The organism is Deltaproteobacteria bacterium (assembly GCA_019308905.1).
Lineage (GTDB): Bacteria > Desulfobacterota > BSN033 > WVXP01 > WVXP01 > JAFDHF01.
Map to the genome: position 1 here is coordinate 37,267 of JAFDHF010000015.1, position 24,326 is coordinate 61,592.

At 54.1% G+C, this 24,326-nt stretch carries 23 protein-coding genes; 16 read left to right on the forward strand and 7 right to left on the reverse strand.

What is annotated here, in order from left to right; all coding sequences use genetic code 11:
• Window positions 1-13 precede the first annotated feature (13 nt).
• The 3 genes from JRJ26_07245 to JRJ26_07255 all read right to left on the reverse strand — a co-directional run bounded on the left by JRJ26_07245 (window position 14) and on the right by JRJ26_07255 (window position 2,108).
• Window positions 14-499, reverse strand: a complete 486-nt coding sequence (locus JRJ26_07245; GenBank protein MBW2057276.1) for a hypothetical protein — start codon at window positions 497-499, stop codon at window positions 14-16.
• A gap of 23 nt (window positions 500-522) precedes the next feature.
• Window positions 523-1,098, reverse strand: a complete 576-nt coding sequence (locus JRJ26_07250; protein ID MBW2057277.1) for a tetratricopeptide repeat protein — start codon at window positions 1,096-1,098, stop codon at window positions 523-525.
• A 107-nt stretch (window positions 1,099-1,205) separates the two neighbouring features.
• The gene (locus JRJ26_07255) at window positions 1,206-2,108 is read right to left on the reverse strand and encodes an SPOR domain-containing protein (protein ID MBW2057278.1); all 903 of its coding nucleotides are present in this window, start codon (window positions 2,106-2,108) and stop codon (window positions 1,206-1,208) included.
• A gap of 503 nt (window positions 2,109-2,611) precedes the next feature.
• Here JRJ26_07255 and JRJ26_07260 point away from each other — a divergent pair.
• The 16 genes from JRJ26_07260 to JRJ26_07335 all read left to right on the forward strand — a co-directional run bounded on the left by JRJ26_07260 (window position 2,612) and on the right by JRJ26_07335 (window position 19,636).
• Entirely contained in the window at window positions 2,612-3,340 is a 729-nt protein-coding gene (locus JRJ26_07260; GenBank protein ID MBW2057279.1) for a GntR family transcriptional regulator, read from the forward strand.
• Entirely contained in the window at window positions 3,337-4,077 is a 741-nt protein-coding gene (locus JRJ26_07265) for a hypothetical protein (protein ID MBW2057280.1), read from the forward strand. Before JRJ26_07260 ends, JRJ26_07265 begins: the two co-directional genes overlap by 4 nt.
• Before the next feature lie 41 nt (window positions 4,078-4,118).
• Complete coding sequence (locus tag JRJ26_07270) at window positions 4,119-5,018, forward strand: nitrilase family protein (protein ID MBW2057281.1); 900 nt, start codon at window positions 4,119-4,121, stop codon at window positions 5,016-5,018.
• A 65-nt stretch (window positions 5,019-5,083) separates the two neighbouring features.
• A complete protein-coding gene (locus JRJ26_07275) occupies window positions 5,084-6,115 on the forward strand; it encodes an ABC transporter permease (GenBank protein MBW2057282.1) in 1,032 nt (343 codons plus the stop codon).
• Window positions 6,116-6,151: 36 nt separating this feature from the next.
• On the forward strand, window positions 6,152-7,072 hold the full coding sequence (locus tag JRJ26_07280) for an ABC transporter permease (GenBank protein MBW2057283.1): 921 nt from the start codon (window positions 6,152-6,154) through the stop codon (window positions 7,070-7,072).
• 250 nt (window positions 7,073-7,322) lie between these two features.
• Entirely contained in the window at window positions 7,323-8,963 is a 1,641-nt protein-coding gene (locus JRJ26_07285; GenBank protein MBW2057284.1) for an ABC transporter substrate-binding protein, read from the forward strand.
• Window positions 8,964-9,163: 200 nt separating this feature from the next.
• The gene (locus tag JRJ26_07290) at window positions 9,164-9,628 is read left to right on the forward strand and encodes a hypothetical protein (protein MBW2057285.1); all 465 of its coding nucleotides are present in this window, start codon (window positions 9,164-9,166) and stop codon (window positions 9,626-9,628) included.
• A 74-nt stretch (window positions 9,629-9,702) separates the two neighbouring features.
• Complete coding sequence (locus JRJ26_07295; GenBank protein MBW2057286.1) at window positions 9,703-10,710, forward strand: ABC transporter ATP-binding protein; 1,008 nt, start codon at window positions 9,703-9,705, stop codon at window positions 10,708-10,710.
• A gap of 1 nt (window position 10,711) precedes the next feature.
• The gene (locus JRJ26_07300; protein ID MBW2057287.1) at window positions 10,712-11,668 is read left to right on the forward strand and encodes an ATP-binding cassette domain-containing protein; all 957 of its coding nucleotides are present in this window, start codon (window positions 10,712-10,714) and stop codon (window positions 11,666-11,668) included.
• 30 nt (window positions 11,669-11,698) lie between these two features.
• Window positions 11,699-12,685 (forward strand): pyruvate dehydrogenase (acetyl-transferring) E1 component subunit alpha, encoded by a 987-nt coding sequence (locus tag JRJ26_07305; protein MBW2057288.1) that lies wholly within the window; start codon window positions 11,699-11,701, stop codon window positions 12,683-12,685.
• Window positions 12,682-13,656 carry an alpha-ketoacid dehydrogenase subunit beta gene (locus JRJ26_07310; protein ID MBW2057289.1) on the forward strand — a complete coding sequence of 325 codons (975 nt, stop codon included), beginning with the start codon at window positions 12,682-12,684 and terminating at the stop codon, window positions 13,654-13,656. The genes JRJ26_07305 and JRJ26_07310 overlap by 4 nt, the downstream gene beginning before the upstream one ends.
• 50 nt (window positions 13,657-13,706) lie before the next feature.
• The gene (locus JRJ26_07315) at window positions 13,707-14,924 is read left to right on the forward strand and encodes a 2-oxo acid dehydrogenase subunit E2 (protein MBW2057290.1); all 1,218 of its coding nucleotides are present in this window, start codon (window positions 13,707-13,709) and stop codon (window positions 14,922-14,924) included.
• Between the two features lie 26 nt (window positions 14,925-14,950).
• The gene (gene lpdA, locus JRJ26_07320) at window positions 14,951-16,327 is read left to right on the forward strand and encodes a dihydrolipoyl dehydrogenase (protein MBW2057291.1); all 1,377 of its coding nucleotides are present in this window, start codon (window positions 14,951-14,953) and stop codon (window positions 16,325-16,327) included.
• Window positions 16,328-16,347: 20 nt separating this feature from the next.
• The gene (locus tag JRJ26_07325) at window positions 16,348-17,289 is read left to right on the forward strand and encodes a VOC family protein (GenBank protein MBW2057292.1); all 942 of its coding nucleotides are present in this window, start codon (window positions 16,348-16,350) and stop codon (window positions 17,287-17,289) included.
• A 154-nt stretch (window positions 17,290-17,443) separates the two neighbouring features.
• The gene (locus JRJ26_07330) at window positions 17,444-19,006 is read left to right on the forward strand and encodes an amidase (GenBank protein ID MBW2057293.1); all 1,563 of its coding nucleotides are present in this window, start codon (window positions 17,444-17,446) and stop codon (window positions 19,004-19,006) included.
• Window positions 19,007-19,189: 183 nt separating this feature from the next.
• Window positions 19,190-19,636 (forward strand): universal stress protein, encoded by a 447-nt coding sequence (locus JRJ26_07335; GenBank protein ID MBW2057294.1) that lies wholly within the window; start codon window positions 19,190-19,192, stop codon window positions 19,634-19,636.
• Here JRJ26_07335 and JRJ26_07340 read toward each other — a convergent pair.
• From JRJ26_07340 to JRJ26_07355, 4 genes are all read right to left on the reverse strand, one after another.
• Complete coding sequence (locus JRJ26_07340; protein MBW2057295.1) at window positions 19,628-20,512, reverse strand: DUF89 family protein; 885 nt, start codon at window positions 20,510-20,512, stop codon at window positions 19,628-19,630. The genes JRJ26_07335 and JRJ26_07340 overlap by 9 nt on opposite strands.
• A gap of 119 nt (window positions 20,513-20,631) precedes the next feature.
• Window positions 20,632-22,161, reverse strand: a complete 1,530-nt coding sequence (locus tag JRJ26_07345) for a xylulose kinase (protein ID MBW2057296.1) — start codon at window positions 22,159-22,161, stop codon at window positions 20,632-20,634.
• Between the two features lie 64 nt (window positions 22,162-22,225).
• Window positions 22,226-23,275, reverse strand: a complete 1,050-nt coding sequence (locus JRJ26_07350; GenBank protein ID MBW2057297.1) for a zinc-dependent dehydrogenase — start codon at window positions 23,273-23,275, stop codon at window positions 22,226-22,228.
• Window positions 23,269-24,306: a Gfo/Idh/MocA family oxidoreductase gene (locus JRJ26_07355; GenBank protein MBW2057298.1), complete on the reverse strand. Its 1,038-nt coding sequence runs from the start codon at window positions 24,304-24,306 to the stop codon at window positions 23,269-23,271. Before JRJ26_07355 ends, JRJ26_07350 begins: the two co-directional genes overlap by 7 nt.
• Window positions 24,307-24,326 lie beyond the last annotated feature (20 nt).

The following is a 24,326-nucleotide window of genomic DNA, read 5'->3' on the forward strand; positions in this document are numbered from 1 at the left end:
GAGCCGAATCGCGTCATGCAGGTCGGCCTGATGGTTTTTCCTCTCGAGAGCTTTCCTGCTGAGAGCTAAGAATCGCGTACTCGAATCCGTCGATCAGGGCCAGAAAGGAGGCCTTGTTGATATTCTCAGAAAATGCTGTCACCCGCCAGACTTCCCTGGTATCGCTGAATATGATCTCCACCTCCACCTTGGCTGCAGTACCCGTCTTGGAATCAAAAATCCGTGACTTGTAATCAACGAGTCTGACCCGTTTGATGACCGGGAATATGCTCTTCAGCGATTTCTTCAGGACCTTAGCCAGAGCGTCAACCGGTCCTACGCCCGTGTCTGCTTCATGCATCTCCCTTCCCCGGGCTCGCAGCATCACGGTGGCCTCAGGGCAGTCCCCCGTGTCGATCAATCGATACCGGTCGATGATCTCGAAAGGAGGGGTGTAGCCCCTCTTGGACCTCAGAATGTTGAGTGTTTCCGTGGCATTCTTGATGTCGAGATTGATCACGGCAAAGCTCCCGATGATAAGAGCTATTCCTTATCTCCCGGACCGCCCCCGCCCGGGTGGAGTGCACCAGCCACTGCGTCCCTCAGAGACGGATCAGGGGGGATCCCCAGACGCTCCAACCGATCCAGATGGTCCCACGCCCTGTGGTACATTCTGGCAAGGTAGTATGCCAGCGCCAGGTTGTGGTGGGCCAGCCCGTAAGCTGGATCGAGCTTCACAGCCTCTTCGAGTTCATGAATCGCAGCGCTCAGCCGGCCCTGCCGCATGTAGATGTTCCCCAGGTTCATGTGAGCAGCCGCATCCCCTGGATTGATCTCTATGGCTCTTGTATACGCCTCAGCTGCCTCTTGAAGCTGACCTTGGCCCAGATAGAGGATCCCCATATTGTAGTATGCATCGCCGTAATCCGGATAGATGCGCACGGCCTTCTTCAAGAGTGAGAGAGCCTCTTCGGACCTCCCCTCTTTGCTGAGAGAAACGCCTTCTTTGTAATAGCCCACGGCCTCTTCAGACGGCCCCAGATGACCGCTAGGGTGCGTGCCGGCGCACCCGAACAGCAGTCCCACACACAGGATCGTCAGCGCCCTTCTTATCTCCATCCCGCCTTTCTTGCCTCCCCATGAGCAGTGACTGGCTCTTTGCATATCCGATGCCATGTCTCCGCATCCATCAGGGGGAAAACCCGCAGATCCCGCTCCACCACCTGTCATGAGGCCCCGGGCCCTCTGGTGATGAAAATATCCGATATTCCCATCCTCTTCAGATCATCGGCGTAGCTCTGAGCTTCCTGGCGGGAAGAGAACCCACCTACCGACACCCGGTACCACCTGCCCTTCTGAGGTAGATCGACTTCCCAGTCGAAGGCATGGATGCCCTTCTTGTTAAGTTCCCTGACATAGCGCAGCGCGCTCTCTCTCTTTCTGAAAGAGGCTATGTTGATGGTGAAGGTACCTTCCGGCTTGGCCGCCTCCGGTGGGCCGGTCTCCTGTCTCACGCTGGCGACAACCGGTTTCTTTGGCTCGGACGGGAGGGCTTCGGTCTCCCCCGGGACCGGCTCCTCGGTGGAGATGCCGACACCCGGCTCTGCCTGCACAGAGGAGGAGAGGCTCGATTCGGTCTCTCCCTGGCTCAATGATTCCGTTCCTTCCTCCTCCAGTCGAGCTCCAACGGGTTCGCCCTCAAGAGCCACATCCGTCTCGGCAATGGGCTCGCTCTTCTCGATCGTCGCGACTCCTCCTGATGGCTCCCTCTCCTTCCTGACCACCATGAAGGCCACAAGGGCAACAACCACAACCACGATGATGCTCGCCAGCATGGCGAATCGTGACGACCTTATCCAGCCTCTCTCTTCACGTTCGCCTTCTGGTTCCTCTCCCCCGGGCTCCTCCGGCTCCCCCAACTCCTCGATCCCTGCAGACCCCTCCTGGCCGGGCTCCAGGCCCCTGGAACCCTCCCCCGAGAGGTCGCCCGTTGTCTCCTTGGGACTCGGTGTCTCTTTCACCGGTATTTGAACCACCCGCCCGCAGGCCGGGCACTGGCCCTCCATGCCGGCCTGCTCATCCGAGGCCATCAACACCCGGCCGCATTCACATCGAAATCTGATGGTCATTTCTATCCTCCTCAAAACCCCCCGAAATCGGCTCGCCGTCCATACCTTTCAGCCCAATATTAGCAAATTGCCTTGGCAAGTCAAGCCATTTTCAGGCGCTCCAGACACGGGCCAACCAACCGCTTCATTTCCAGCAATGGAGAAGCCCGGGGGAATCAACGGCGAATTTTCAAAATCCTCATTCTCAGCCGCCTCGAAACCACTCTCATTGCACCGCGATTCGGATGCGGAACGTCTGGAGGAATCAAACGAAAAATGCGAATCCAGCCGAAAGTTCGTCGGAGATCAGTGTCTTTATCACCTTGGAGAGATAGAAATCAGCTGTAAGACAAAGTTTCGTCGCGGCATTCGCTGATATTGGAAAAAACAAAACGCTCTGGCATCCGTTCTTGTCACGTCCGGCGGAAGATAAGCCCATATCGCCATCCACTGGAGTTGACAATATATTATTTTTGATCAAATATATAAAATCGTCAAATAATCTAGAATGGATAGTGTCTCGAATGCATCCCGATTTAGGCCGTCTCAATGTTCTAACCATAAATGAAACAGTCTACAAGGAACTGCTGAACGCCATTGTCTCGGCTAAACTGCCTCCGGGAGCGCAGATCACGACAACCCAGCTGGCCGAGCAATTTGGAGTGAGCCTAATGCCCGTTCGTGAAGCCTTGAAGAAGCTGCAGGCCGGCGGGTTTGTTTCTGTCCGCAAAAACCGACGAATCATGATAAATGAGCTTTCCGTAGCCGATCTGAGCGAACTCCTCGAGATTCGTCTGAAATTGGAGGGCATGGCAGCCACGAAGGCGGTCAAAAATTGCCCAGACGAAACAATAAGAGAACTTGAACAACTCATGGAAGGAGTGAAATCGGCAAAGAGCCCGGAAGAGTTCCTGGAAAAAAACAAACTTTTTCACCACACAATATATCAAAAGGCAAACATGCCGCTCCTTCAAGAGATCATTAACTCTCTCTGGAGAAGACTCAGCCCATATCTTCACATCTATGTATCGGAAATGCCGAACTACAAGACCCTCAAAATTCATTACCATGAAGGAATATTGCAGGGTATGCGTGAAAGGGATCCGAAAAAGGTGACCAAGTGGCTCACACTTGACCTGAAGAAAGCTGCAGAACTTATCACCGATGTGCTTCGAGCCAAAGAAAAAAGTGCAGGCAAAACGGAGTTAGGACTTACAGATTTCAACTCCCAAAGGGGGGAGGCCGAAAAATGATAAAAGAGATATCTTTTTTCGATTTTTCAAAGACGATACCCTATGAAGAAACCGATAGGTGGTTTTTTGAGCAGCACTCTCGATTGGCCAAGAAGCTGCCCCATCTGATCAAGTATGTGAGTTACCGAGCCCTCTATCTCCCTGAGAACGATTTCTTCCCTGCCCCTCAGTTTCAGCGTATGGAGGAGCTCTGGTGGCCGGATAGGAAATCTTTCGAAATAGCTCAGGCCTCTGACGAGAGAAGAGACCTGGCTGAAGACGTGAATGACCCAAAAAGGGGACCACGGATAGTCAATTTGAGGCGTGCCGTGCTCGAGAAAGAGATAAACGTACTGCATCCCGAAATGACCGGGAATTTTCAGATGACCATGAATGAGCTCAACGGGAAGCCGCATGTGAAGACTCTTTGGGCTTTTAACTACCTAAATGAGTTGGGCCTGGAGAAAGGTGAAGATTGGTATTTGAACCATCATACCCTCGTTGCGGCCAGAAACTTCAACCTCGTGCGGTATGTTACCTGCACCCCGGCCGATGGCCTCGGATTAGATCACGGGTTCGTCCGTTTCACAGAACTGTGCTGGCGAGATTGGGAAGCGACCCTAAATGATTTTGAATCTCCCAGAGGACGGGAAGTCCTGGAGGACAACAAGAACGAGAGGGGTATCTGGAGGTTGATAACCAAAACGGCTCTTCTAGGATACCCTCATGTCGTTGGCAACGAAGCGGTCTTTATTTGAAAAGGCTATAGGCCACTCCGGCAAACGAACAGGAGAAAGAGATGGAGCGCGGCAATACCCGGCGATACGGTAAAGAACGGACACGTGGAAGGGAAAGCCTTATCAAAGTGGCGGCTATTCAAATGGAGCCACATATCGGGGACAAGGAATACAATATTCAAAAACAACTTGACCTTATCGAAAAGGCTGCAAAACAGGGTGCCCGCCTGATGGTTCTTCCCGAACTGGGAAACACCGGCTACATATTCAACACCCGGGATGAGGTCAGCGAACTCGCCGAAGAGGTTCCCGACGGCCCCAGCTCTCACGCTTGGATCAAGGCATGCAAGGAGTTGGGCGTTTACATCTGTGCCGGTATTGCCGAACGTGAAGGCGGAAAATTTTACAACAGTGCTGCCCTCGTCGGGCCGGACGGTTTCATCGGCAAGTATCGAAAGCTCCATCTCTGGGACGAGGAAAAACTCTTTTTTGAACCAGGAGATCTGGGTATACCCGTTTTTCATCTTCCCTTTGGTCGTGTCGGGATCATGATCTGTTACGACGGGTGGCATCCGGAAGTCGCCCGCATCTTGGCGTTGCAAGGAGCTGACATTATCTGTGATCCAACATGCTGGGTTTTGGTTCCAGATATCGTAACCCCGGAAAACCCCGTCTCAGCGTACGTTCATATGGCCAGTGCCCACGTCAACGGGGTTTTCATGATCTGTGCAGACCGTTGCGGGACGGAACGTGACTGTGTGTTCCTGGGGAACAGTTGCATTGCGGGGCCCGCCGGCTTTGTCTCCGGTCCTGCCGGTTTTGAAAAGGAGGAGGTTATCGTCGCAGAGATCAACGTCGTACAGGCCCGTTACCGGCACTGGACCAGTCTGGCAAGTCCGCTGGCCGACCGACGCACGGACGTCTACGATAGCCTCCTAGGTTACCGGCCCGCGGGAAAATAGGAATCTAGCCGCCCTCATTTGGAAGACACAAGAGATTCCAACCAAGATGAGGTGAATAATAAACAATGAAGTTTTTCTTAAGCTATTTAAGGAGAAGAGCCCTTTTCCTGGTACCTCAGCTTTTTGGTGTCCTGCTCATCACCTTTATCGTTGTCCGGATGATTCCAGGCGACCCTGCAAGACTGATAGCGGGCGGTTTGGCACCGGAAGAGGGGGTAGAACAAATACGGCGCCGGATGGGTTTAACCGGGCCATTGTATCGTCAGTTCATCACGTACGTGACGAATGTCTGTAAGGGAAACTTAGGTAAGTCATGGTTCACGGGCAACAGGGTCATGGATGATATCAAACTGAGATTGCCGGCGACGCTTGAACTTATTGTCTTCGCTCTTCTGGTCACTTTCTTGGTGATGTTGCCAGTCGCTCTAAAGTCCGTTTCCGGTGGGAAGGGGCTGATACGCAACATTGCACAAAAGGGACTGTTCGGTTACGGCATGGCAGCCGGCGCCTTCCCGGATTTCTGGTTGGCTCTCATCCTGGTTTTCGTCTTTTATGCGGTTTTGAAGTGGGTTCCGCCCCCCACAGGCCGGCTGGACATAGCGATTCTTCCGCCTACGCGTATAACGGGGATGTACGTATTGGATAGTCTGGTCACGGGGAACTGGGTCGCTCTCGTCTCGAGTGTAAAACACCTGGTACTGCCGGTATTCGTGCTCGCCTTTGTGTACGGCGGGGCTATCCTAAAGGTGGCAATTGTCTCAGCTATGCAAGTCCAAAAATCAGAATTCGTCGATTTTGCGAAAGTATGTGCCCTGCCCCCGGCCAAAATCCAGAAATATGTCCATAGAGCAGTCTATCCTTCTGTGGCTACGATGACGGCTGTTGTTTTCGGGTTTCTCCTGGGTGGGGCGGTGCTTGTCGAAACGGTATTCAGCTGGACAGGATTTGGACAGTATGCGGTTCAGTCAGTTGTCCAGTCAGACTATTTTGCGGTCCAAGGAGTCGTTTTGGTATCTGCCGTACTGAATCTGTTTATCTATATGCTCGTCGACATGGTCTATTTTTGGGTGGATCCTCGAATAAAGAGCCTTGGTTGAAGCCGAAAACGCACGGTCTGTGGAGGGAGGGAATGGATGGATGTCGGGAGCATCTCCATATCTCGCGGATCCTTTGGGGATATTAGAAGGAGCTTCGTTCTAGTATATCTGAAGCATAACCGTCTACAGTTACTCGCAGCCGGCTATATGATCCTCTCGATCGTTCTCGCCTTGATCGGACCGATAGTTGTCCCCCATTCGCCAACGACCCCGGATCCCCGTGCTCAATTACTTCCTCCCTCGTTCCGGTACTTGTTTGGAACAGACATAAACGGCATGTGCATTTTTTCGAGGACCGTTTCTGCATTTCGCACGGATTTGTTCATATCGCTATGCGGCGCGCTGCTGGCTCTGGTGGTTGGAGCCCCACTGGGGGTACTCGCGGGTTTTTTCGACGGGAGAAAAGGGGGGTATGGTGTTCTGAGTATGGTCATCCTTCGAATCATGGATATCATCCAGGCGTTTCCTATCTTCGTTTTGGGGCTGCTTCTCGTGGCCGGTTTCGGCCCGAACCCTCTGAACCTAATATTCTTGATCGGCATTACCAACCTCCCCCCTAACCTGCGGCTGGCCAGGTCTGAAGTACTCTCGCTGAGGGAGAAGTCTTTCGTCGAAGCGGCCAGGGCCGCGGGGAATAAAGAGCTCAGAGTCGCGTTCAGTCATGTAATGCCAAATGCGCTGACACCTGTCATCGCTTTGCTATCTCTGGTCATGGGGTTCGGCATTCTATTGACCGCAGGCTTGAGTTTCGTCGGCGCGGGGGTAAGGGTTCCGACACCAGAGTGGGGTTCGATGATTGCTATAGGAGCGTCGTCGATGATAACCGGCCAATGGTGGCCTGCTTTCTTTCCCGGTCTCGTTATGGGACTCACGATCTTTGCATTTTCGATGATCGGACAAGCCATCACCGCCTTACTCGATCCGTTAGAGCGGGTGAAACTCGGGTTTTCACGTTGATGCGATTAGGGAGAAAAAACCGCCCGAGATTTGTCAGCGTGTTATTGAAAGAAAAACAGTTTTCAGAAAGGAGGTGGGCCGAAAGATTTCGAAGTCAATTATCCCCACGGACCATTGGTACGATGCAAGAGACATCAGTGGCCCATGAAGAAAGGAGGTGACGAGGAAGAAAATCCACGAGGACAAACAGGGATGCTTAGTCGTTTCCCGAAACAAGGGAAGAAATGAAACAAATATGGGAGGGCAAGAAATGAGATCGAGATCGAAACTAACGAGATTCTTTTTCCTTGGAACGGCCCTTGCTTTGATAGCTGGCCTTACTCTATTACAGGGAGAGGCAAGAGCCAAGGATACTCTCATCATCGGTGTCCCATCAACACCGACTGGCATTGATCCTGACGTCAATGCCGAACCTGCGGGCTCCGATATCCAGGGAAATCTCTACGATTGGGGGATAAGTCTGAAATTTACGCCATCGGCTCAAACCGGAATGGGGGATGTCATGGTCCCAGACTTCTACGCGGAATTACAGCCTGCGTTGATTGAGAGCTGGGAAGTGGCACCTGACTACAGCAGTTGCACGTTTCACCTGAGGAAAGGGGTGAAAAGTGCCTGGGGGAACGAGCTTACCACGGAAGACATTCGCTGGAAGACGGAGAGAAACATCGCTTTGAAAGGTAACGGGGCGTTTATGCTAGGGGTCATCAACTGTGACAGCATGAACAATCTGGAGATAATCGATAAGTACACATTCAAAGTGACCCCGAACAGACCGGCCCACCTCATAGATGAAATGTGGAGCAACCTCTATTTCCCGATCTGGGATTCAACAGAGGCCAGGAAACACGCAACAGAGGAAGACCCGTGGGCTCATGACTGGGTCGCCACACATGGTGATGGATTTGGCACCTACTATATCACGGATTGGAAGGCGGGCCAGCACATAGTTCTAGAAGCCAATCCTCACGCGTGGCGAGGAAAGCCTGCTTTCAAGAAACTCATCTTCAAGGTTATCCCGGAGAGCTCCAGCCGCGTAGCCATGGTCAAAGATGGTACCATTGATGTGGCAATGAAACTCTCTCCCAGGGAAATCGATGCGCTGAGAGATGCACCAGGTGTAAAGGTCATTAATCTCCAGGGCAACCTGGATCTGCATGTTATCACAAACCAGGCATTTGAGCCGTTCAAGAGCAAGCATGTGAGACAGGCTATCCAGTGGGCTATGCCTCAAGACGACATCGTGAAACTCGCTTACTATGGACAGGCTATTCCATGGAAGGCCACCATTCCATCGATGTATCCCGGTGTCGATACCTCAGGCTTTCCATACTCCTACAACTTGGAAAAAGCCAAAGAGTGCCTGAAGAAAGGTGGGTATCCCGAAGGATTCCAGGTAGATCTGTACTATAACGCCGACTTTGCAGCCCATGAGACGACCGCGGTGCTGATCAAGGATAGCCTCGCCAAAATTGGCGTCAAAGTCAATTTGCGAAAAACACCGGCCGGCTCCTTTAACGCCGGTGTCTTGGCCAGGAAGTTCCCCTTTTCCCTCTGGAACGACTATCCGTGCATCGCTGACCCCTTCTACTCCTACATACTCATGTATCTTAGTACCAACTATCACTGTTACGAGAATTACAACAACCCTGAGGCCGACCGTATGATGCTGGAAGGCAATGACATCGTCGACACGGAGAAGAGATACGAGTATGCAAAGAAACTGGAAAGGCTGCTACTGGAGGATGTGCCGGTAGCTTGGGCTGTGGAACAGAACTATACCTGTGCGATAAGGGATAATATCAAGGGGTTCAATTGGGATGTCAGTAACAACGTGAGATATGATTTTCTCTTTCCCGCTGCGCAACAGCCGAGTATAGAGATACCCCACTAATCGCTTACTGCCAGGAGCCACTCATCCGTTCATGCGGGAGGGCACGGGAGCAACACGCGTTGCTCAAGGCTCTCCCGCAAAAACCGGCATGAGATGAGATTCTCTAACAGGAAGGATCACAAAAGCGCCGGGATCTGGAGTGGGGAAGCCCGGGGCTCCTATCAGCGTGGCAAGGATCTTCGACTAGGGAGACTGCAAAGATGAGCGAGAACACATTCAAAAAGGAAGTCGTCCATGCAGCTCTGGAGAGTTTTACGAATTGGGGGAACTCCGGCGTCCAATATGTAGCAAAAGCGTATGGCGACAGGGCAGCCGTCGAGTATCTCCGGGAGTGCGGCTACGCCTTGGTCAGGCCGGTCGTTGAGAATGCAGGCAAAGAGGGAGAGAAAGTAATAGACGGGTTGGAGATGTTTCACCGTTTGATGGGTAGCCAAGTCAAGGTCGAGGAGGACGAGGAGAGCAAGCGGCTCGTGGTTGTAAATTGCGCGAGTGGTGACAGAATGAAACGTCAGGGCTTGATTACCCAGCGGAGGAAGGATAACACCCCCTATTACTGCTATCACTGCACGTTGTGGTGGGAGGAGATGTTGAAGGAAGCGGGTTTCAATTTTGCTTTTCATTATTCTGAAGATGGTCCGTGTATATATGAATACAAGAAGAGATAACATTGGCCATCCGGATAGTTGCCGGGCCGTACCCCTCTGATTTTGAGAGACAAAAGACGAAGGAAGGATAATTTGTGGATCAAGAAATCCTAATTGTGAAAAACCTCAATGCATTTTGTCCTTCTTCTCTCGGGAAAGGCGCACAAAGAATCCTCGACAATGTTAGTATCATCTTAAGCGAAAATGATATCCTTGGACTGGTCGGCGAGACCGGTGCGGGAAAATCGGTCCTTATCGACGCAATCGGACGTAACCTAAAGCCCCCCTTGTGGTTCGAGGCGGAGACCCTATCCGTGAATCTCGACGGGCGCATGGAGAACCTCCTGGACAAAAACGAAGAACAAATGGCAAAGATCTGGGGGAAAGGAATAGCATTTATTCCTCCCAATGCCAGAGACAGGCTCAATCCCCTTCTGACGATCGGGGAGCAATTTTCCAACATCATTTGCGCTCATTCCCGCCTTTCCCCGAAGGAAGCTCGTGATAAGGCGATCGAAACGTTCAGATTGGTTCAGATGCCCGACGCCGAACGAAACTTGGATAGCTATCCCCATGAACTGAGTGGAGGCATGGCACAGAGGGTTGTCATCTCTATAGCTCTATTCATGTTGCCCAAGGTCTTACTCGCCGACGAGCCCACCATGGGTCTCGACGTAACTATTCAAAAACAGGTTCTCGATTTGATGGCAAGACTCCTTGTGGACCTTCAATCAAGCGCCATCATTGCGACACGTGACCTCGGCATCGTGGCTAACTACTGCAAAAGGGTTGCAGTCATGTGCAATGGACAGGTCGTTGAACTGGCGCCGGTTCGGGAGTTTTTCAAAAACGCAGTCCATCCTTATAGCCACTACCTTTTGGAGGCCGCGTTCGCCTCTCATGGAATGACCGCTCGAATAGACTCGAAGAAAGTGGCGACCCGGAGCGAGATGGAAATGAGGAGTGAAAACAGCTGTCGTTTTGCGGGTCGATGCGCCCACGCGGAAGAGATGAAAGATCTCTGTTGGTCTGTCAACCCACCGGAAACATTCCTCAATCCAGATCACTTTGTGAGATGTCACAGAATTTCGGAGGGTAAATAGGTTGCCGGATATACTAAACGTGGAAAACCTACATAAGCGGTTCCCTCTTAAGAAAGGAGGGGCTGTTTGTGCGGTCAATGGTATCACATTTTCGATCCCCAAGGGGAAAACTCTCGGACTCGTTGGAGAAAGCGGCTGTGGTAAAACGACAACAGGCCGATGCATCGTTCGTTTGATCGAACCAACGGAGGGCAGGGTCATTTATGACGGTAAGGACGTAACTCGAGTTTCCGAGCGTGAGTTTAGAAATCTGAGGTCCGAAATTCAAATTGTCTTTCAGGAGCCTTACGATGCCTTGAATCCAAGAAAGAAGGTAAGACAGATACTGGAAGATCCGTTGATGGTGAGTGGGAGATTTGATAAGGTTGAACGTTTGGAAAGGGTGAGAGAAGCTTTGGAAATGGTGGAACTGACCGACGACCGTCTGAATAAGTACCCTATTCAGTTAACTCAGGGCGAGCAACAGAGAATCGGAGTCGCCCGGGCTCTTATCACAAATCCAAAAGTCGTCGTCCTTGACGAACCTACATCATTGTTGGATATACGTTTCCGTGCAGAAATCGTGGTACTTCTGAAAAAATTACAAGAAAAACTAGGCATTTCTTATCTCTTCATCACCCACGACTTGGTTGTCATATCTGAGCTCAGCCACCGGGTGGCGATAATGTATCTGGGGAGAATCGTTGAAGAGGGACCAGCACACGCAGTTTTCGGATCTCCCCTACACCCCTACACACGTGCCTTACTCGCTGCAGGACTGCTGCCAGACCCAGACCAAGAAAAGGTGGAATTCGTATTGAAGGGAGAGGTACCGAGCCCTGTGAACCTGCCCGACAACAGATGCAATTTGGCTCCACGCTGTCCACTGGCAAAAACCCATTGTTATGAGTCACTTCCTAAACTGCAGGAATTGGGAGAAGGCCACTTTGTTGCCTGCTTTGAAGCTACTCACCCGTAGCAACCCATACCGTGGCGAACAGGAGGGAACATGAGTGAGATTCGGAAGATATCAGAAAGCCGCCTCCGAGAGTTGTACAAAAGGCTATTGATGGTTCGCCGATTCGAAGAAAAGGTGGACGAACTGTTCAGAAAGGGGAAAATATACGGGACGGTCCACGTTTCGGTCGGGCAGGAGGCTGTGGCGGTCGGGGTTGCTGAGGCATTACGCGCGGATGATCTCGTGATCGCCACCCATCGAGGCCACGGCCATTGTTTGATGAGGGGAGCCGATCCCAGGCTGATGATGGCTGAGCTTCTAGGAAAGGCTACGGGGCTGTGCGGGGGCAAGGGCGGATCGATGCACATTGTGGATGCGAAGCGCGGAATGTTGGGCGCCATGGGGATTGTTGGTGAAGGGATGCCGATCGCGGCGGGAGTCGGCCTGGCACTCAAGATGCAGAAAAGGGAGCAGGTCTGTGTCTGTTTTTTTGGAGACAATGCGTCCAACGGGGGGCCATTTCATGAGTCCCTCAATGTATCGGCTTTGTGGAAGCTCCCGGTAGTCTTCGTCTGTGAGAACAACCTCTACGGTCTGTCGGTTCCGCTGAAAAAGACTTCAGCCGTCGAAGACATTGCCGTCCAGGCAAAAGCCTATGATATACCAGGGATTGTAGTGGACGGCATGGATGTTTTGGCTGTATACGACGAAGCCAGGAAGGCTGTGAGAAGGGCCCGCCGTGGAAAGGGGCCGTCGCTTCTGGAGTGCAAGACGTATCGATTCCTGGGCCACTCAAGAGGCGATCCGGCCTACGGGCCATATCGCTCCAAGGAGGAACTGGTAGCGTGGAAGAAGAGAGACCCTCTGTTGGTCATTAACAAAGACGGCCGGCTGAGTCCTGAGGATGTTAAGGAAGTCGAAAAAGAAGTTTCCGAAATGATTGAGCAAGCCGTCCGCTATGCAGAGAAAAGTCCTGAGCCTGATGCCGGAACGGTACTCGAAGACATCTATGTCCAGGAAAGGTGTAGCCCGTCATGAGAGAGATCAAATATGCAGAGGCGCTCCGTGAGGCCCTGGCCGAGGAAATGCGCAGGGATGAAAGGGTTTTCGTATTCGGAGAGGATGTTGAACTCGGCTATGCATTCACCGTGTGCAAGGGATTGATCGACGAGTTTGGTCCCGAGCGGGTTTTTGACACACCGATTTGTGAACAGACGATTGTGGGCGTGGCTGTGGGATCCTCCATGATGGGCATGCGGCCGGTTCCCGAGATCCAGTTCTGTGACCTGCTTCCCCTGTGCATGGATCAGATATGTAATCAGGCGGCCAAGCTTCGTTACATGTCCGGAGGACAGGTCTCTTTCCCTCTGGTCGTCCGGAGCCCTGCCGGTCGATGGGGGGGATTTGCGGCCCAGCACTCACAGACACTCGATGCCTGGTTCATGAATGTTCCGGGGCTCAAGGTGGCTGTGCCGGCAACGCCGTACGATGCTAAGGGCCTCTTGAAGGCGGCTATTCGGGATGAAGATCCGGTATTGTTTATCGAACGAAAGCTCCTTTACCAGATTCCCGGGCCGGTTCCTGAAGAGGAGTACATTGTGTCTTTTGGGGAAGCGAGAACTCATCGGGAGGGTAGCGATCTGACTATTGTGGCTATCGGCCGCATGGTGGGGATAGCCTTGGAGGCCTCCGAGGTACTCGAAAGAGAGGGAGTCACCGCGACGGTCCTGGATCCGAGAACCCTCATTCCCCTTGACAAAAAGGCCATCCTTGAATCGGTGACAAAAACCCATCGAGCCGTGATCGTTGAGGAAGGTCCCAAGACAGGGGGAGTGGGGGGGGAAATCGCTGCCTTGATTGCAGAAGAGGTCCTGGACTCTTTGGACGCGCCGATCCGCCGGATTGCAGCCTTGGATGCACCGATTCCTTTCAATTCGGCCTTAGAGGACTCTGTTTTCCCGAACGCGCACAGAGTGGTCGAAGTCGTCAGGGACTTGATGTCGTTCTGAACCAGAAGTTCGGTGGGATTGTCTACCAGGGCGGTTGGAAGGGGTACGCGATGGCAACTGAGGTAACCATACCCAACCTGGGTTACACGATGACCGTAGCCAAGATATTGAGATGGCTGAAATCTGTTGGCGATACGGTGGAAGCCGGGGAAACCCTGCTGGAGATCGAGACAGATAAAGTGACCTATGGCATAGAGTCTCCAGCCACCGGGATCGTCAAGGCACTCGTTGTGAATGAGGGAGAGGAAGTGCCCGTGGGAGGCGTCGTGGCGATCGTCGGCGCGGCTGACGAAGAGATCGACGTTGGCCTCTACCGGAACGGTGAAAAGGAGAAGCCGGCCGTCGAGGTCGGCCGGGCTCGACTACCCCAGGGGGCTCCCCCGACCGCTCCGCGGCCAATGAGGAACGGCGTACCGGCCTCACCATTGGTTAGAAAGGTCGCCAGGGATAAGGGGATTGACCTTTCGTTGATTAGGGGATCGGGCCGTTCGGGAAGAATTCGGATGGCCGATCTGGAGAAGTATCTTAGGGAGTTCAAGCAGGCCAGAGCCGGAGCACCCCCCACGAACGAGCCGGGCGAAATCGCAGAGATTATTCCCATGACACCCATTCGCCGGACCATTGCCCAGCGGCTCTCTCAGAGCTCTCATGACGCTCCTCATTTCAATCTGTTTACAGAAGTTGACATGGCCGAGGCCATAAAGCTGCGTGAAATCGTGAGAGAGAAGATCGAGTGGAAAACCGGTGTGAAGCTTTCTCTGAATGACATCTACATCAAGACGGTAGCCGCTGTGCTTGGAGACTATCCCCGTCTCAATGCCAGATTGGAGGGTGATCAGATCGAAGTGTTCAGAAACATCAACATCGGTCTGGCGGTGGCTCTTGACGACGGGTTGATTGTCCCAGCCATCGAAAAGGCGGACCGGAAAAGCCTCTGGCAGATTGCCACTGAACGAAAGGATTTGGTGGAGCGGGCCCGCAACGGCCGTCTGTCCTTACACGAACTGGAGCGAGGAACGTTCACGATATCGAACCTAGGAATGTATGACATTGTCGCTTTTACCTCCATTCTCAACCCGCCCCAGACCGGTATCTTGTCTATTGGCAAGACCATGGACAGGCCCATTGTCAGAGATGGGTCGGTTGTCATCCGACCCATGGTCGCGATGACCCTGGCCGTGGATCACCGGGTCGTTGACGGTGCGGTGGGAGCGCGGTTTCTTCGGGATCTCAAGAGTGCGCTTGAGAATCCCTACCTGCTGTTCTGATTGATTCCATGGATGAGGCTTTGGAGATGAGCAAGAGAGTTGTGATCATCGGCGGCGGTCCGGGCGGATACCCCGCAGCCCTCTTACTGGCGCAAAAAGGAGCGAAGGTTACCCTGATCGAGAGGGATAAGCTCGGGGGAACATGCGTGAACAGGGGGTGTATTCCCACCAAAGTTCTGCTTCATGCCGCAAATCTGATACGGGAAATCAGAAATGCCCAAGAATTCGGCATCACGGCTCGAGATGTAGGGCTGGACTTCAGCCGGTTGAGGAAGCGTAAGGATCAGGTAGTCGGCTCCCTCGTAAGTGGCGTCGAAAGACTGTGTGAAGCAAGGAAGATCCGGGTCATCAAAGGGACCGGCTTTTTTGAAACACCCCGGAGAGTCAGGGTCAGGGAGAGTGGCGAACTAATCGAGGGAGATGCGATTGTCGTTGCCACTGGATCGGTTCCAGCGACAGTACCCATCAAAGGAAGCGATGGTGTCGGTGTTATTGACAGCAACGAGGCGCTGTCAATCGAGAAGATTCCCCCTTCCATCGTGGTCATCGGGGCAGGGTACATCGGATTGGAGTTTGCCCAGATCTTCCACGCCTTGGGCTCCGGGGTCACGGTACTCGAGTTGTTGAATCAGGTGCTGCCAAACGAGGACGCCGACGTTTCCGGAGCATTGGCTCGGGCTCTCAACCAGGAGGGTATCAAGATTCGTACGGGAGCGACCGTAAGGGATATATCGGGGATTGAGGGGCACAAGACCGTTCATTACGCTGTTCAAGGAAAAGATTATTCCATAGAGACTTCTTGCGTATTGATGGCGGTCGGCCGCCGTTCCAATACCGAAGGGTTGGCTCTGGAAAAAGTCGGTCTTAAAACAGAGAATGGTCGGATCGTGGTCGATAATCAGATGAAGACAACAGTCCCTGGGATCTACGCGGTCGGTGATGTGACCGGAGGTTCAATGCTGGCCCATGTTGCCACGGCGGAGGGTTTGACTGCAGCGGAGAACATCCTGGGAAAGTCTCAGCCCATGAACTACACAGCGGTTCCTCGATGCATCTACACTTACCCGGAGGCTGCCTCAGTGGGGATGACAGAGAGGGAGGCAAGGGAGGCGTACGGGGAGATTCTGATTGGACGTTTTCCTCTTCAAGCCACGGGAAAGGCCCGAATCCTGGGAGGGTTCGGGTTTGCAAAATTGATCTCCGAAAAGAAGTATAAAAGAATCGTAGGCGTTCATCTGGTGGGCCCGCGTGTCACCGACTTGATCGCGGAGGCCGGCCTTGCAATGAATCTGGAGTGCACGGCTGAAGAGATGGCGTTTACGATGCATCCTCATCCAACCCTCAGTGAAATCCTCATGGAGTCAGCTATGCAGATCGAGGGTTACAGGATCCACAGTACCTGACCCCTAAACCTTTGAGGTAGATGGCCGTGATCTTGGGGCTGAGCCACATCGCTCTGACCGTCAGTGAGGTGGATGAATCCGTAAAGTACTACCAAGAGGCTTTTGGTTTCGACGTATTGAGCGATGCGGAAAGAAAAGGAGAGTGGATCGACAAGATCACCGGAATACCGGGTTTTCATACGCGAACAGTGTACCTGTCGGTGACACCGTACCAACATCTAGAGTTATTCGGGTTCTACCATCCAGAGGCGATTCCTGCGGAAAAAGAAACCGCCCCGCGGGTTGGAATCTGTTACGGAATCTTAATAACAGGGCGCCTGGAAAGGTTAGCTGGGCTTACAAAGACTGCAAGAGATCGGCCATCACCTGACGTGATCTTGGATATTGGAGAAGAGCCCTATAGAGAATGTGAAGTTGTCACACTGCTCGATCCCAATGGGGTGATCCTGAGAGTCGTCGAGGCGGGCAAGGAGGAGACTGATAGACAAGACTCGTCTGAAAGGGCACTGCTATACCCGGCGTTGATTGTTGACAACACGGAATCCTCGGTCAGGTTCTACCGGGACATACTGGGATTAAGAATAGCCAGCCAAGGAGCTCCTATCCCTGAAAGAGACGGCGTGCAGCCACGCAAGTCTGAGATTCCGGTGCGGTGGGTGTTACTGGAGTCCCCTGCCGGCATCTGTCTGAAGCTGATTCAACCCCTGAACACAGAAATTCTCCCGGCCCGTCCCTGGCAGATGGAACGCATTGGATTCACCCATGTGGCTTTCGCAGTCAAGAACCTCGCAGGATACCAGGCAGAGCTGGCAACGAGAAACGTCAATTTCAAATCTCCTCCGCAATCCGTGACTGTTGGACCCCATAAAGGCGGAAAGGTCGTTTACCTGACCACACCTGAAGGAATAATCTTGGAATTGATCGATAGCCCTCTTACGCTCGAACAAGCCAGCAAGATCTGACCATTTGATCGAGAGACCAAAAAACGGTCACTCGGAAAGAATCGAGCAGCTAGAGCTAACGGGGGTTCAACCGCTCGTCTCGGTAAGAAAGTCGTTAGACCGGGAAGGGCCGAGAGAGAGCTACCCAGGACTCACGAGAAAGGAGGCACCGGCGATGGCTAAAGAGCTTTTGGGAAGAGCGGTCGGGAGCACAAGGCGCGGCATCATACCGCCCACGCTCGAGGAGTTGAGGAGCATTGCCCAGGAGTACCATATGACAATGAGCATTGAGGACCTGGAGGGCTTTGCCGCGGAAATCGAGGGAACCCTCGCATCATACCGGAGAGTTGGGCAACTCCCCGAGCCCAGGCCCGAGGTCAAGTACCCACGCGTGCCGGGCTATCGTCCCCCCCGAGACGAGAATCCTCTAAACGCATGGTGTTGGCGATGCTCCATCAAAGGAGCGTCAAGGGGGAAACTCGCAGGAAAGACGATTGCGATAAAGGACAACGTCTGCGTGGCTGGGGTTCCCATGATGAACGGCTCTGCCATTTTGGAAGGTTTTGTACCAGACGTGGACGCCACGATTGTGACCCGTATCCTCGATGCAGGCGGGGAGATCATCGGCAAGGCCGTCTGTGAAGACCTGTGCCTGACCGGTGGATCTCACACTTCGGTGACAGGCCCTGTTCTCAACCCCCATAATCCGAGGTACTCAGCAGGCGGGTCATCGAGCGGGAGCGCTGTTCTGGTGGTTAACGAAGATTGCGACATGGCTATAGGAGGCGATCAAGGGGGGTCTATCCGTATCCCCAGCGCCCTCTGCGGCGCCTATGGCTTGAAACCAACCTATGGACTGGTCCCATACACGGGAATCTTCCCCATCGAGAATACCCTGGATCATACCGGCCCCATGGCCAGGACCGTTGAGGATGTTGCGCTCCTGTTGGAGGTCATCGCAGGCAGGGACCCGCTCGATCCCCGGCAGCGAGAAGAAATCAAGAAGATATCCTACACAAAGGCACTCACCGGAAGCGTAAGAGACCTCTCTTTCGGGGTGGTCCGAGAAGGGTTTGGCTGGCCGGAAGGGTCGGGGCCGGATGTGGACCAGGCTGTCAAGGATGCCGCTTTCAGCTTTGAGAAGCTGGGAGCGAAGGTGAGGGAGCTTTCCATTCCTCTTCATAGAGATGGGATCCATATCTTTTCCCCCATCTTCGTAGAAGGTGCTGCCGCCCAGATGATCCGCGGCAACGGATTCGGCACAGGCTGGAAGGGTTACTATCCGACAGGTATGTTGAACTACTATGGAAAATCCCGAAAAATGTTGGCTGATAACTTCTCTAATACTGTCAAACTGGTCATTCTCGTTGGCCATTACATGTTGACCCGGTATCACGGTCGATACTATGCCAAGGCCCAGAACCAGGTACGCCTGTTGCGAGAGGCTTATGACCAGGCCCTCCGGGAGGTGGATTTGCTCGTGATGCCGACGGTTGCTCCGGAGGGCAAGGCATTGCCCCTCGTGGAGAATCCAACGCCCGAGGAGTACTTCCGATTGGGCTGGAGGCACCACTGGAACTGCGCTCCCTTTAACATAACGGGACACCCGGCTATGAATGTACCGTGCGCAAAGTCAGACGGGCTTCCCATAGGAATGATGCTCATCGGGCGGCAGTTCGGTGATGCAACCGTACTTCGTGGCGCTCACGCTTTTCAGTCCTTGGGCCGGTACGGGTGACCCTGGTTTCACCCCAGGCATTGCTCCAGCCGGATTCCCCGGCATCCTTGCCGGGAAGGAATGGCTGCATCAACGTAACCCGGGATGGCAGAGGGCAAAAGAGGCGAGAAAAAGCTTGACAGCCGACCCGCTACTAGGGTAGCAGTAACTAGCGCCTTCGGATCGATTCAACGAGGGGATTCGTTGAAAGAGATCAAGAACATACTGGTTCCCATCGACCTTTCGGACATATTGAGCCCCTGTGTGACTTACGGTCTGGAACTGGCACGGAGATTCGGCGCGAGGCTCCACCTGCTCTATGCAGTCCACGAGCCTGGAGAGGCCTCAGGCTTTTCCACGCCCCACGTGGCCATGGATAGGGTTCATGAAGAGGCCAAGAGACGTGCAGACAGGCAGCTTCGCCTTTACGCCGCCTCAAACCTGGGAGATTTCTCGGACTTCGTAACAGCCGTGAGAATCGGTTCTCCCCACTCTGTCATCAACCAGTACGCCGACAAGGAGGGCATCGATCTCATCGTCATGGGGGTGAAACGCAGGGGAAGGCTCGCCCAGGCCCTCTCCCAAAAGACCACCAACAGGGTCCTGGAGAGCTCGGCCAAGCCCGTCCTCCGTCTGGTCATCTCAAGTTGAGCCCTCCGGCTCACTCCCATCATGCAGCAGTGCAACATAGCTGCCCAGAGGAACACCGAGTGCTTCACTTATGGGACGGCATTTGGCTTTTAGAAGATAGAAGACCTTCTTCTTGAGAGGAAGCTCGCCCAGACATTCGTAATTGGCCTGGCCTTTTGAAAAGACCAGATCACATCCCTCGAGTTCTTTACGGAAGACCGCCGAAAGTGAAGGCAGATCCAACAGGGCCCCTGTGCCGGTCGACAGGGCACCGGGAATTTGTGGCAGCAAACCGTTTCTTTCGAGGTCAGCCCAGGTCAGATCATTGATAAAGGGGTTCTTTTTCACCCCGTAAACGACTCTCACTCCGAGAGAGGTGATTTTTTCCAGCAGAGGAATATCGAAGAACACCTCTCCAGCGTTATCCGCGAGAAAGAGGACGGTTCCATTTGCCGGCGAGCAGAGCAGAGCTCTGGTCCTCTCGATATGGTCGACGGCAAAGCTCAGGTGCCTGCCCTGCTCTTTGACCAGTGTGGCCTCGAGGTCCCGGACATCACGAAAAAAATCGAGGTTATTGCCCAACACGGCCAGTTCAACACAGGATCTGAAATCATCCCCGTACAAGGGCCTGACTCTCTTGAAAATCTCCTCTGCCGCTGCCATCTCCTTCTGTCTGATATCCTCATAGGGATCTGAGTCGCCCGTCAGGCGAGCAACCTCCTCAAGTAGACGCGTGGCGAGCCACGGCGGGCACTTGTCCGGGCGAAAGGCTTCATGGAGCACGGCTAGCCCACGGCGCTTCACTTCGTCATTCAAAGCAGCATCCCGGCCGAGGTTTCTCGAAACCTGATCGAGTATCCTGGCCAGACAGGAAATGCAGTCTCTATGGAGTTTCACAAAGGCTCTCCAATCCAGCACGGTCCGGCGGAAACCGTGCACTCGGAACAGTCCTCGAGCGAACCTCGACGTCTAAGGAGAGGAGCGGAACCGTTGTTCTCCCTGGGTAGGGTACACCCCTATTTGCCGGGAACGGCCGACCGATGGATCAGCCTGCAGATGGGCTCGGCACCCGTAAGGAGTTCCGAGTAGATCGGTATCATCTCCTGATAGACCGCGGTCTGCGCCGCGTTCGGCCTCCAATCCTCGTCTGCGACTACAAAACGCCTGATTGCGTCACCAGGACTCGAGATGGCCCCAACACCCAGTCCTGCTAGAAAGGCCGAACCAATGACCCCGCATTCTGAAGTCCTCAGGTTCTGATAGGGGAGATTCAACACACTGCTCTTGATCTGGTTCCACACAGGACTCCGGCTTCCACCTCCCACGCCCCGTACGGTGACCACCTTCAACTCCGGGTAGAGTCTTGCCACCTGGTTGAGATAGGTGGCATACTCGTAGGCAATCCCTTCCAGGATCGAACGGTAGAAGTGGGCCTTTTTGTGAGAAAAGCCAAAACCCTGCCAGAACCCCCGGTACTCCGGCGCCCCGGGGCAAGCCCTGCCCGCCAGATGAGGGAGAAAGAATAGACCCTCAGATCCCGCAGGGACCTCTTCGGCCTGCCGGTTGAGGGTTTCGAGATCTTCTTCCTGGCCCTGGAAATTCTCCCTGAACCAGTCGAGGCACATGCCGCCCCCGTTGATGTACGCATATGCGTAGTAGATGCCCGAGAACGCGGATCGTGATGTCATCAGCGTGCGGCTTAGGGTATCAGGCCTGAACGAGTCTACGCAGATGGAAAAGACCGAGGCCGTCCCGGCCACGTCAAACGCCTGGCCGGGCTCGATGACTCCGGCCCCTGTCATACTCGCGATGGTGTCTCCGCATCCGGCGATGATAGGAGTGCCTTCCAGAAGTCCGGTTTGGCGTGCAAACTCCCCGGACACAGTTCCGATCTGTTTCGTGGGGGATACAATCCGCGGGAGTTTCTCCACGGGGAAGGAGAAGACACCCGTCAGATCGGTATTCCACTCGGCCCTGTCCGTTCGCGCAAATCCCGAGAAATGCAGGTAGGTGTAATCGATAAATGCGCCCTCTCCGCTCAGACCCGCAAGCCGCCCCGCGACATAAGCCGACGGCTGGATGAACTTAAAGATCTTCTCGAACACGTCGGGATGCTCCTCTTTCCACCACAACATCTTGGGGCCGTGATTGATGCTCGGATAGCAACCCGTACTGGCCAATATCTCATCGCCGGCCCGCTCGGCCATCAACTGGACGTAAGGGGCGCACCTCGTGTCCAGCCAGGAATCATAGGGCGTGACCGGACGGAAGTCTCGATCGATGCCCAAAATCCCTGCCATCTGGCCGTCAAAGCCGATTCCAAGTATGGTTTCAGGTCTCACTCCGCTTCTCTCGAGCACCCTTTTGATGGTCTTCACGACAGAGGAGACCATCTCATCCGGGTCCTGTTCCATGTGGTCTTTGGCGCGCGATATGAGCTTTGAAGGCTCACTCTCAACACCGAGCAGAGCGCCGGATAGGCTAACAATGCCGGCCCTGGTAGAGGTCGTGCCAACATCAACCCCGATCAGATTTCGGTCTTCCATTCCGGACTCTCCTCCGTCTACGGCCTGCGATCCCTGTCGCCGTGAGTTCCCTGTCGAGTCGGTCTCATCCGTGGGGTTTCAGAACTATTTTCATTGCATTTCCACTCAGGGCCTCCTCAAAAGCCTCATCGGCCCTGGAAAGGGGGTACTCTGCCGAGACGACCCTCATCAGGTCGACCCTTCTTGAAGCCAGGAGTTTCAGCCCGGTTCTGTAGTCGGAATTGGAGCCTCCGCTTACTCCGGTAACAATCAGGTTCCGATAGTGGATGAGATTGGAGTTGACGGTGATCTTGGGCCGCTCAGGGGGGAGCCCTCCAAAAAAACAGATCCGCCCGAAACGGGCAGCCAATTCGACAGACTCCTCCTGGACCGAATGGACCGGACAAGCCGTGATAATAACGTCCGCCCCCTGTCCACGTGTCAGGTCTAAGACGGCCTCCTTGAGGTCGCGCACCTGCGGATTCATCACATGGTCGGCTCCCAGTTGCCTTGCCTTCCCAAGCTTCTCATCGATCAAATCCGAAACCATCACGACACCGGCACCGGTAAGCCTGACCAGCATGAGGTGAAGAAGCCCGATGGGACCCGCCCCAAGAATCAAGACCGCATCCCCCAGGGCGATCCGGCAGGCCGTGACGCCGTTGATGACACACGAGAGGGGTTCGTTCAAGGCGGCTTGCTCGAAGGGAACCCCGTCGGGCAGAACCATCACATTTCCCTGAGAAACCGCAGGGCCCGGTATCTTGACGAACTCGGCATGGGAACCGTCCAGGTTGATGCCAAAGGCCGAATAATCCGGGCACATGTTGGCGCGCCCCTTGATGCACTGGTCGCAGTGGCCGCACCCGATGTTCGGGGCTACCCCGACCCTCTCACCAACATGATAGTTCTTGACCCGTTTGCCCACAGCCTCAATCGTCCCGGAAAACTCATGGCCTAGAACGATCTTCTGTCCTGGTTTGAGCTTGTGATGGCCATGCCGTAGAATCCTGAGATCCGTACCACAGATGCTGGACGCCCGGACTCTTACCAGTATTTCGTCTTCTCCGATCTCGGGAACGGGGATATCCTCTAACCGGAGCTTCCCGCCTTGAGTGTATGTTGCAGCTAGCATTCCATGTCCTTGACTTGACCGAGTCTCACGGGCCGACCGGTCCGAATCGACTCGTTGGCGGCAATCACCGCCTCAACGGCCTTGATCCCGTCCTCTCCGGTCACGGCTGGCTCGCCATCCTTCACTATGGCTTCCACAAAGTGCTCCATCTCCGCGAGGTACGCATCCTTGAACCGATCCCGCCAGCTTCTGAAAGCGGACCCAATGGACGTTCCATCTCTTCTAACCCAGGTCATACCCGACTCCTTGAAATCGCCAACCAGAAGCAGACCATGCTCGCACAGAATCTCCACACGCGCATCATAACCGTAACCTGCCGGGCAGGTTCCGTCGATAGAGCCGAGAGTACCGTCCTTGAGACGAAAATTGACGACGGCGTTGTCATAGAAACCGGGGTAATCCTTTCTCAGGCTATCACACTTGAAGTTTTCGGCCAGGGCATACACCTGATCGTAGTCACTTCCGACCAGCCACCTGACCGTATCGAAATCGTGGCTGTTGACCTCGGCCAACATCCCATTGCTTTGGGATAGATCATAGGTCCAGGCGGGAGGAAGCCCGGGTCCCCTCCCTGTCGACTTGATAATCATGACCCGCCCCAACTCACCGGACTCTATGATCTCCTTTGCCCTAACAAAGGCCGGGTCAAACCGCCGCATGAAGCCCAATTGGAGTTTGACCCCGTTGTCTTTCACCGCAGCGTTTATGGCGGCGCACTCGTCCACCGTGATGGCCATGGGCTTCTCCAACATGATATGTTTGCCCTGTTCGGCCGCATAACAGGCAATCTCGGCATGGGTAAATGTTGGGGTCACCACGACGACTGCATCAATGTCTTTCCCGCTCAACGCTTCCCTGTAGTCCGCATGTCTGCCGGTCACACCGAGGGCTTCACCACTCTCTTTCAGGGACCTTTCGTTTGAATCCACCAGAGCCACCAACTCTGCATTCTTGATCCGACGGGTGATGTTGATCCCGTGGACCATCCCAGCCCGTCCTGTTCCCACCAGGCAGAAACGCACTCTGTCCATCTCTCTCTGACTCCCTCCCA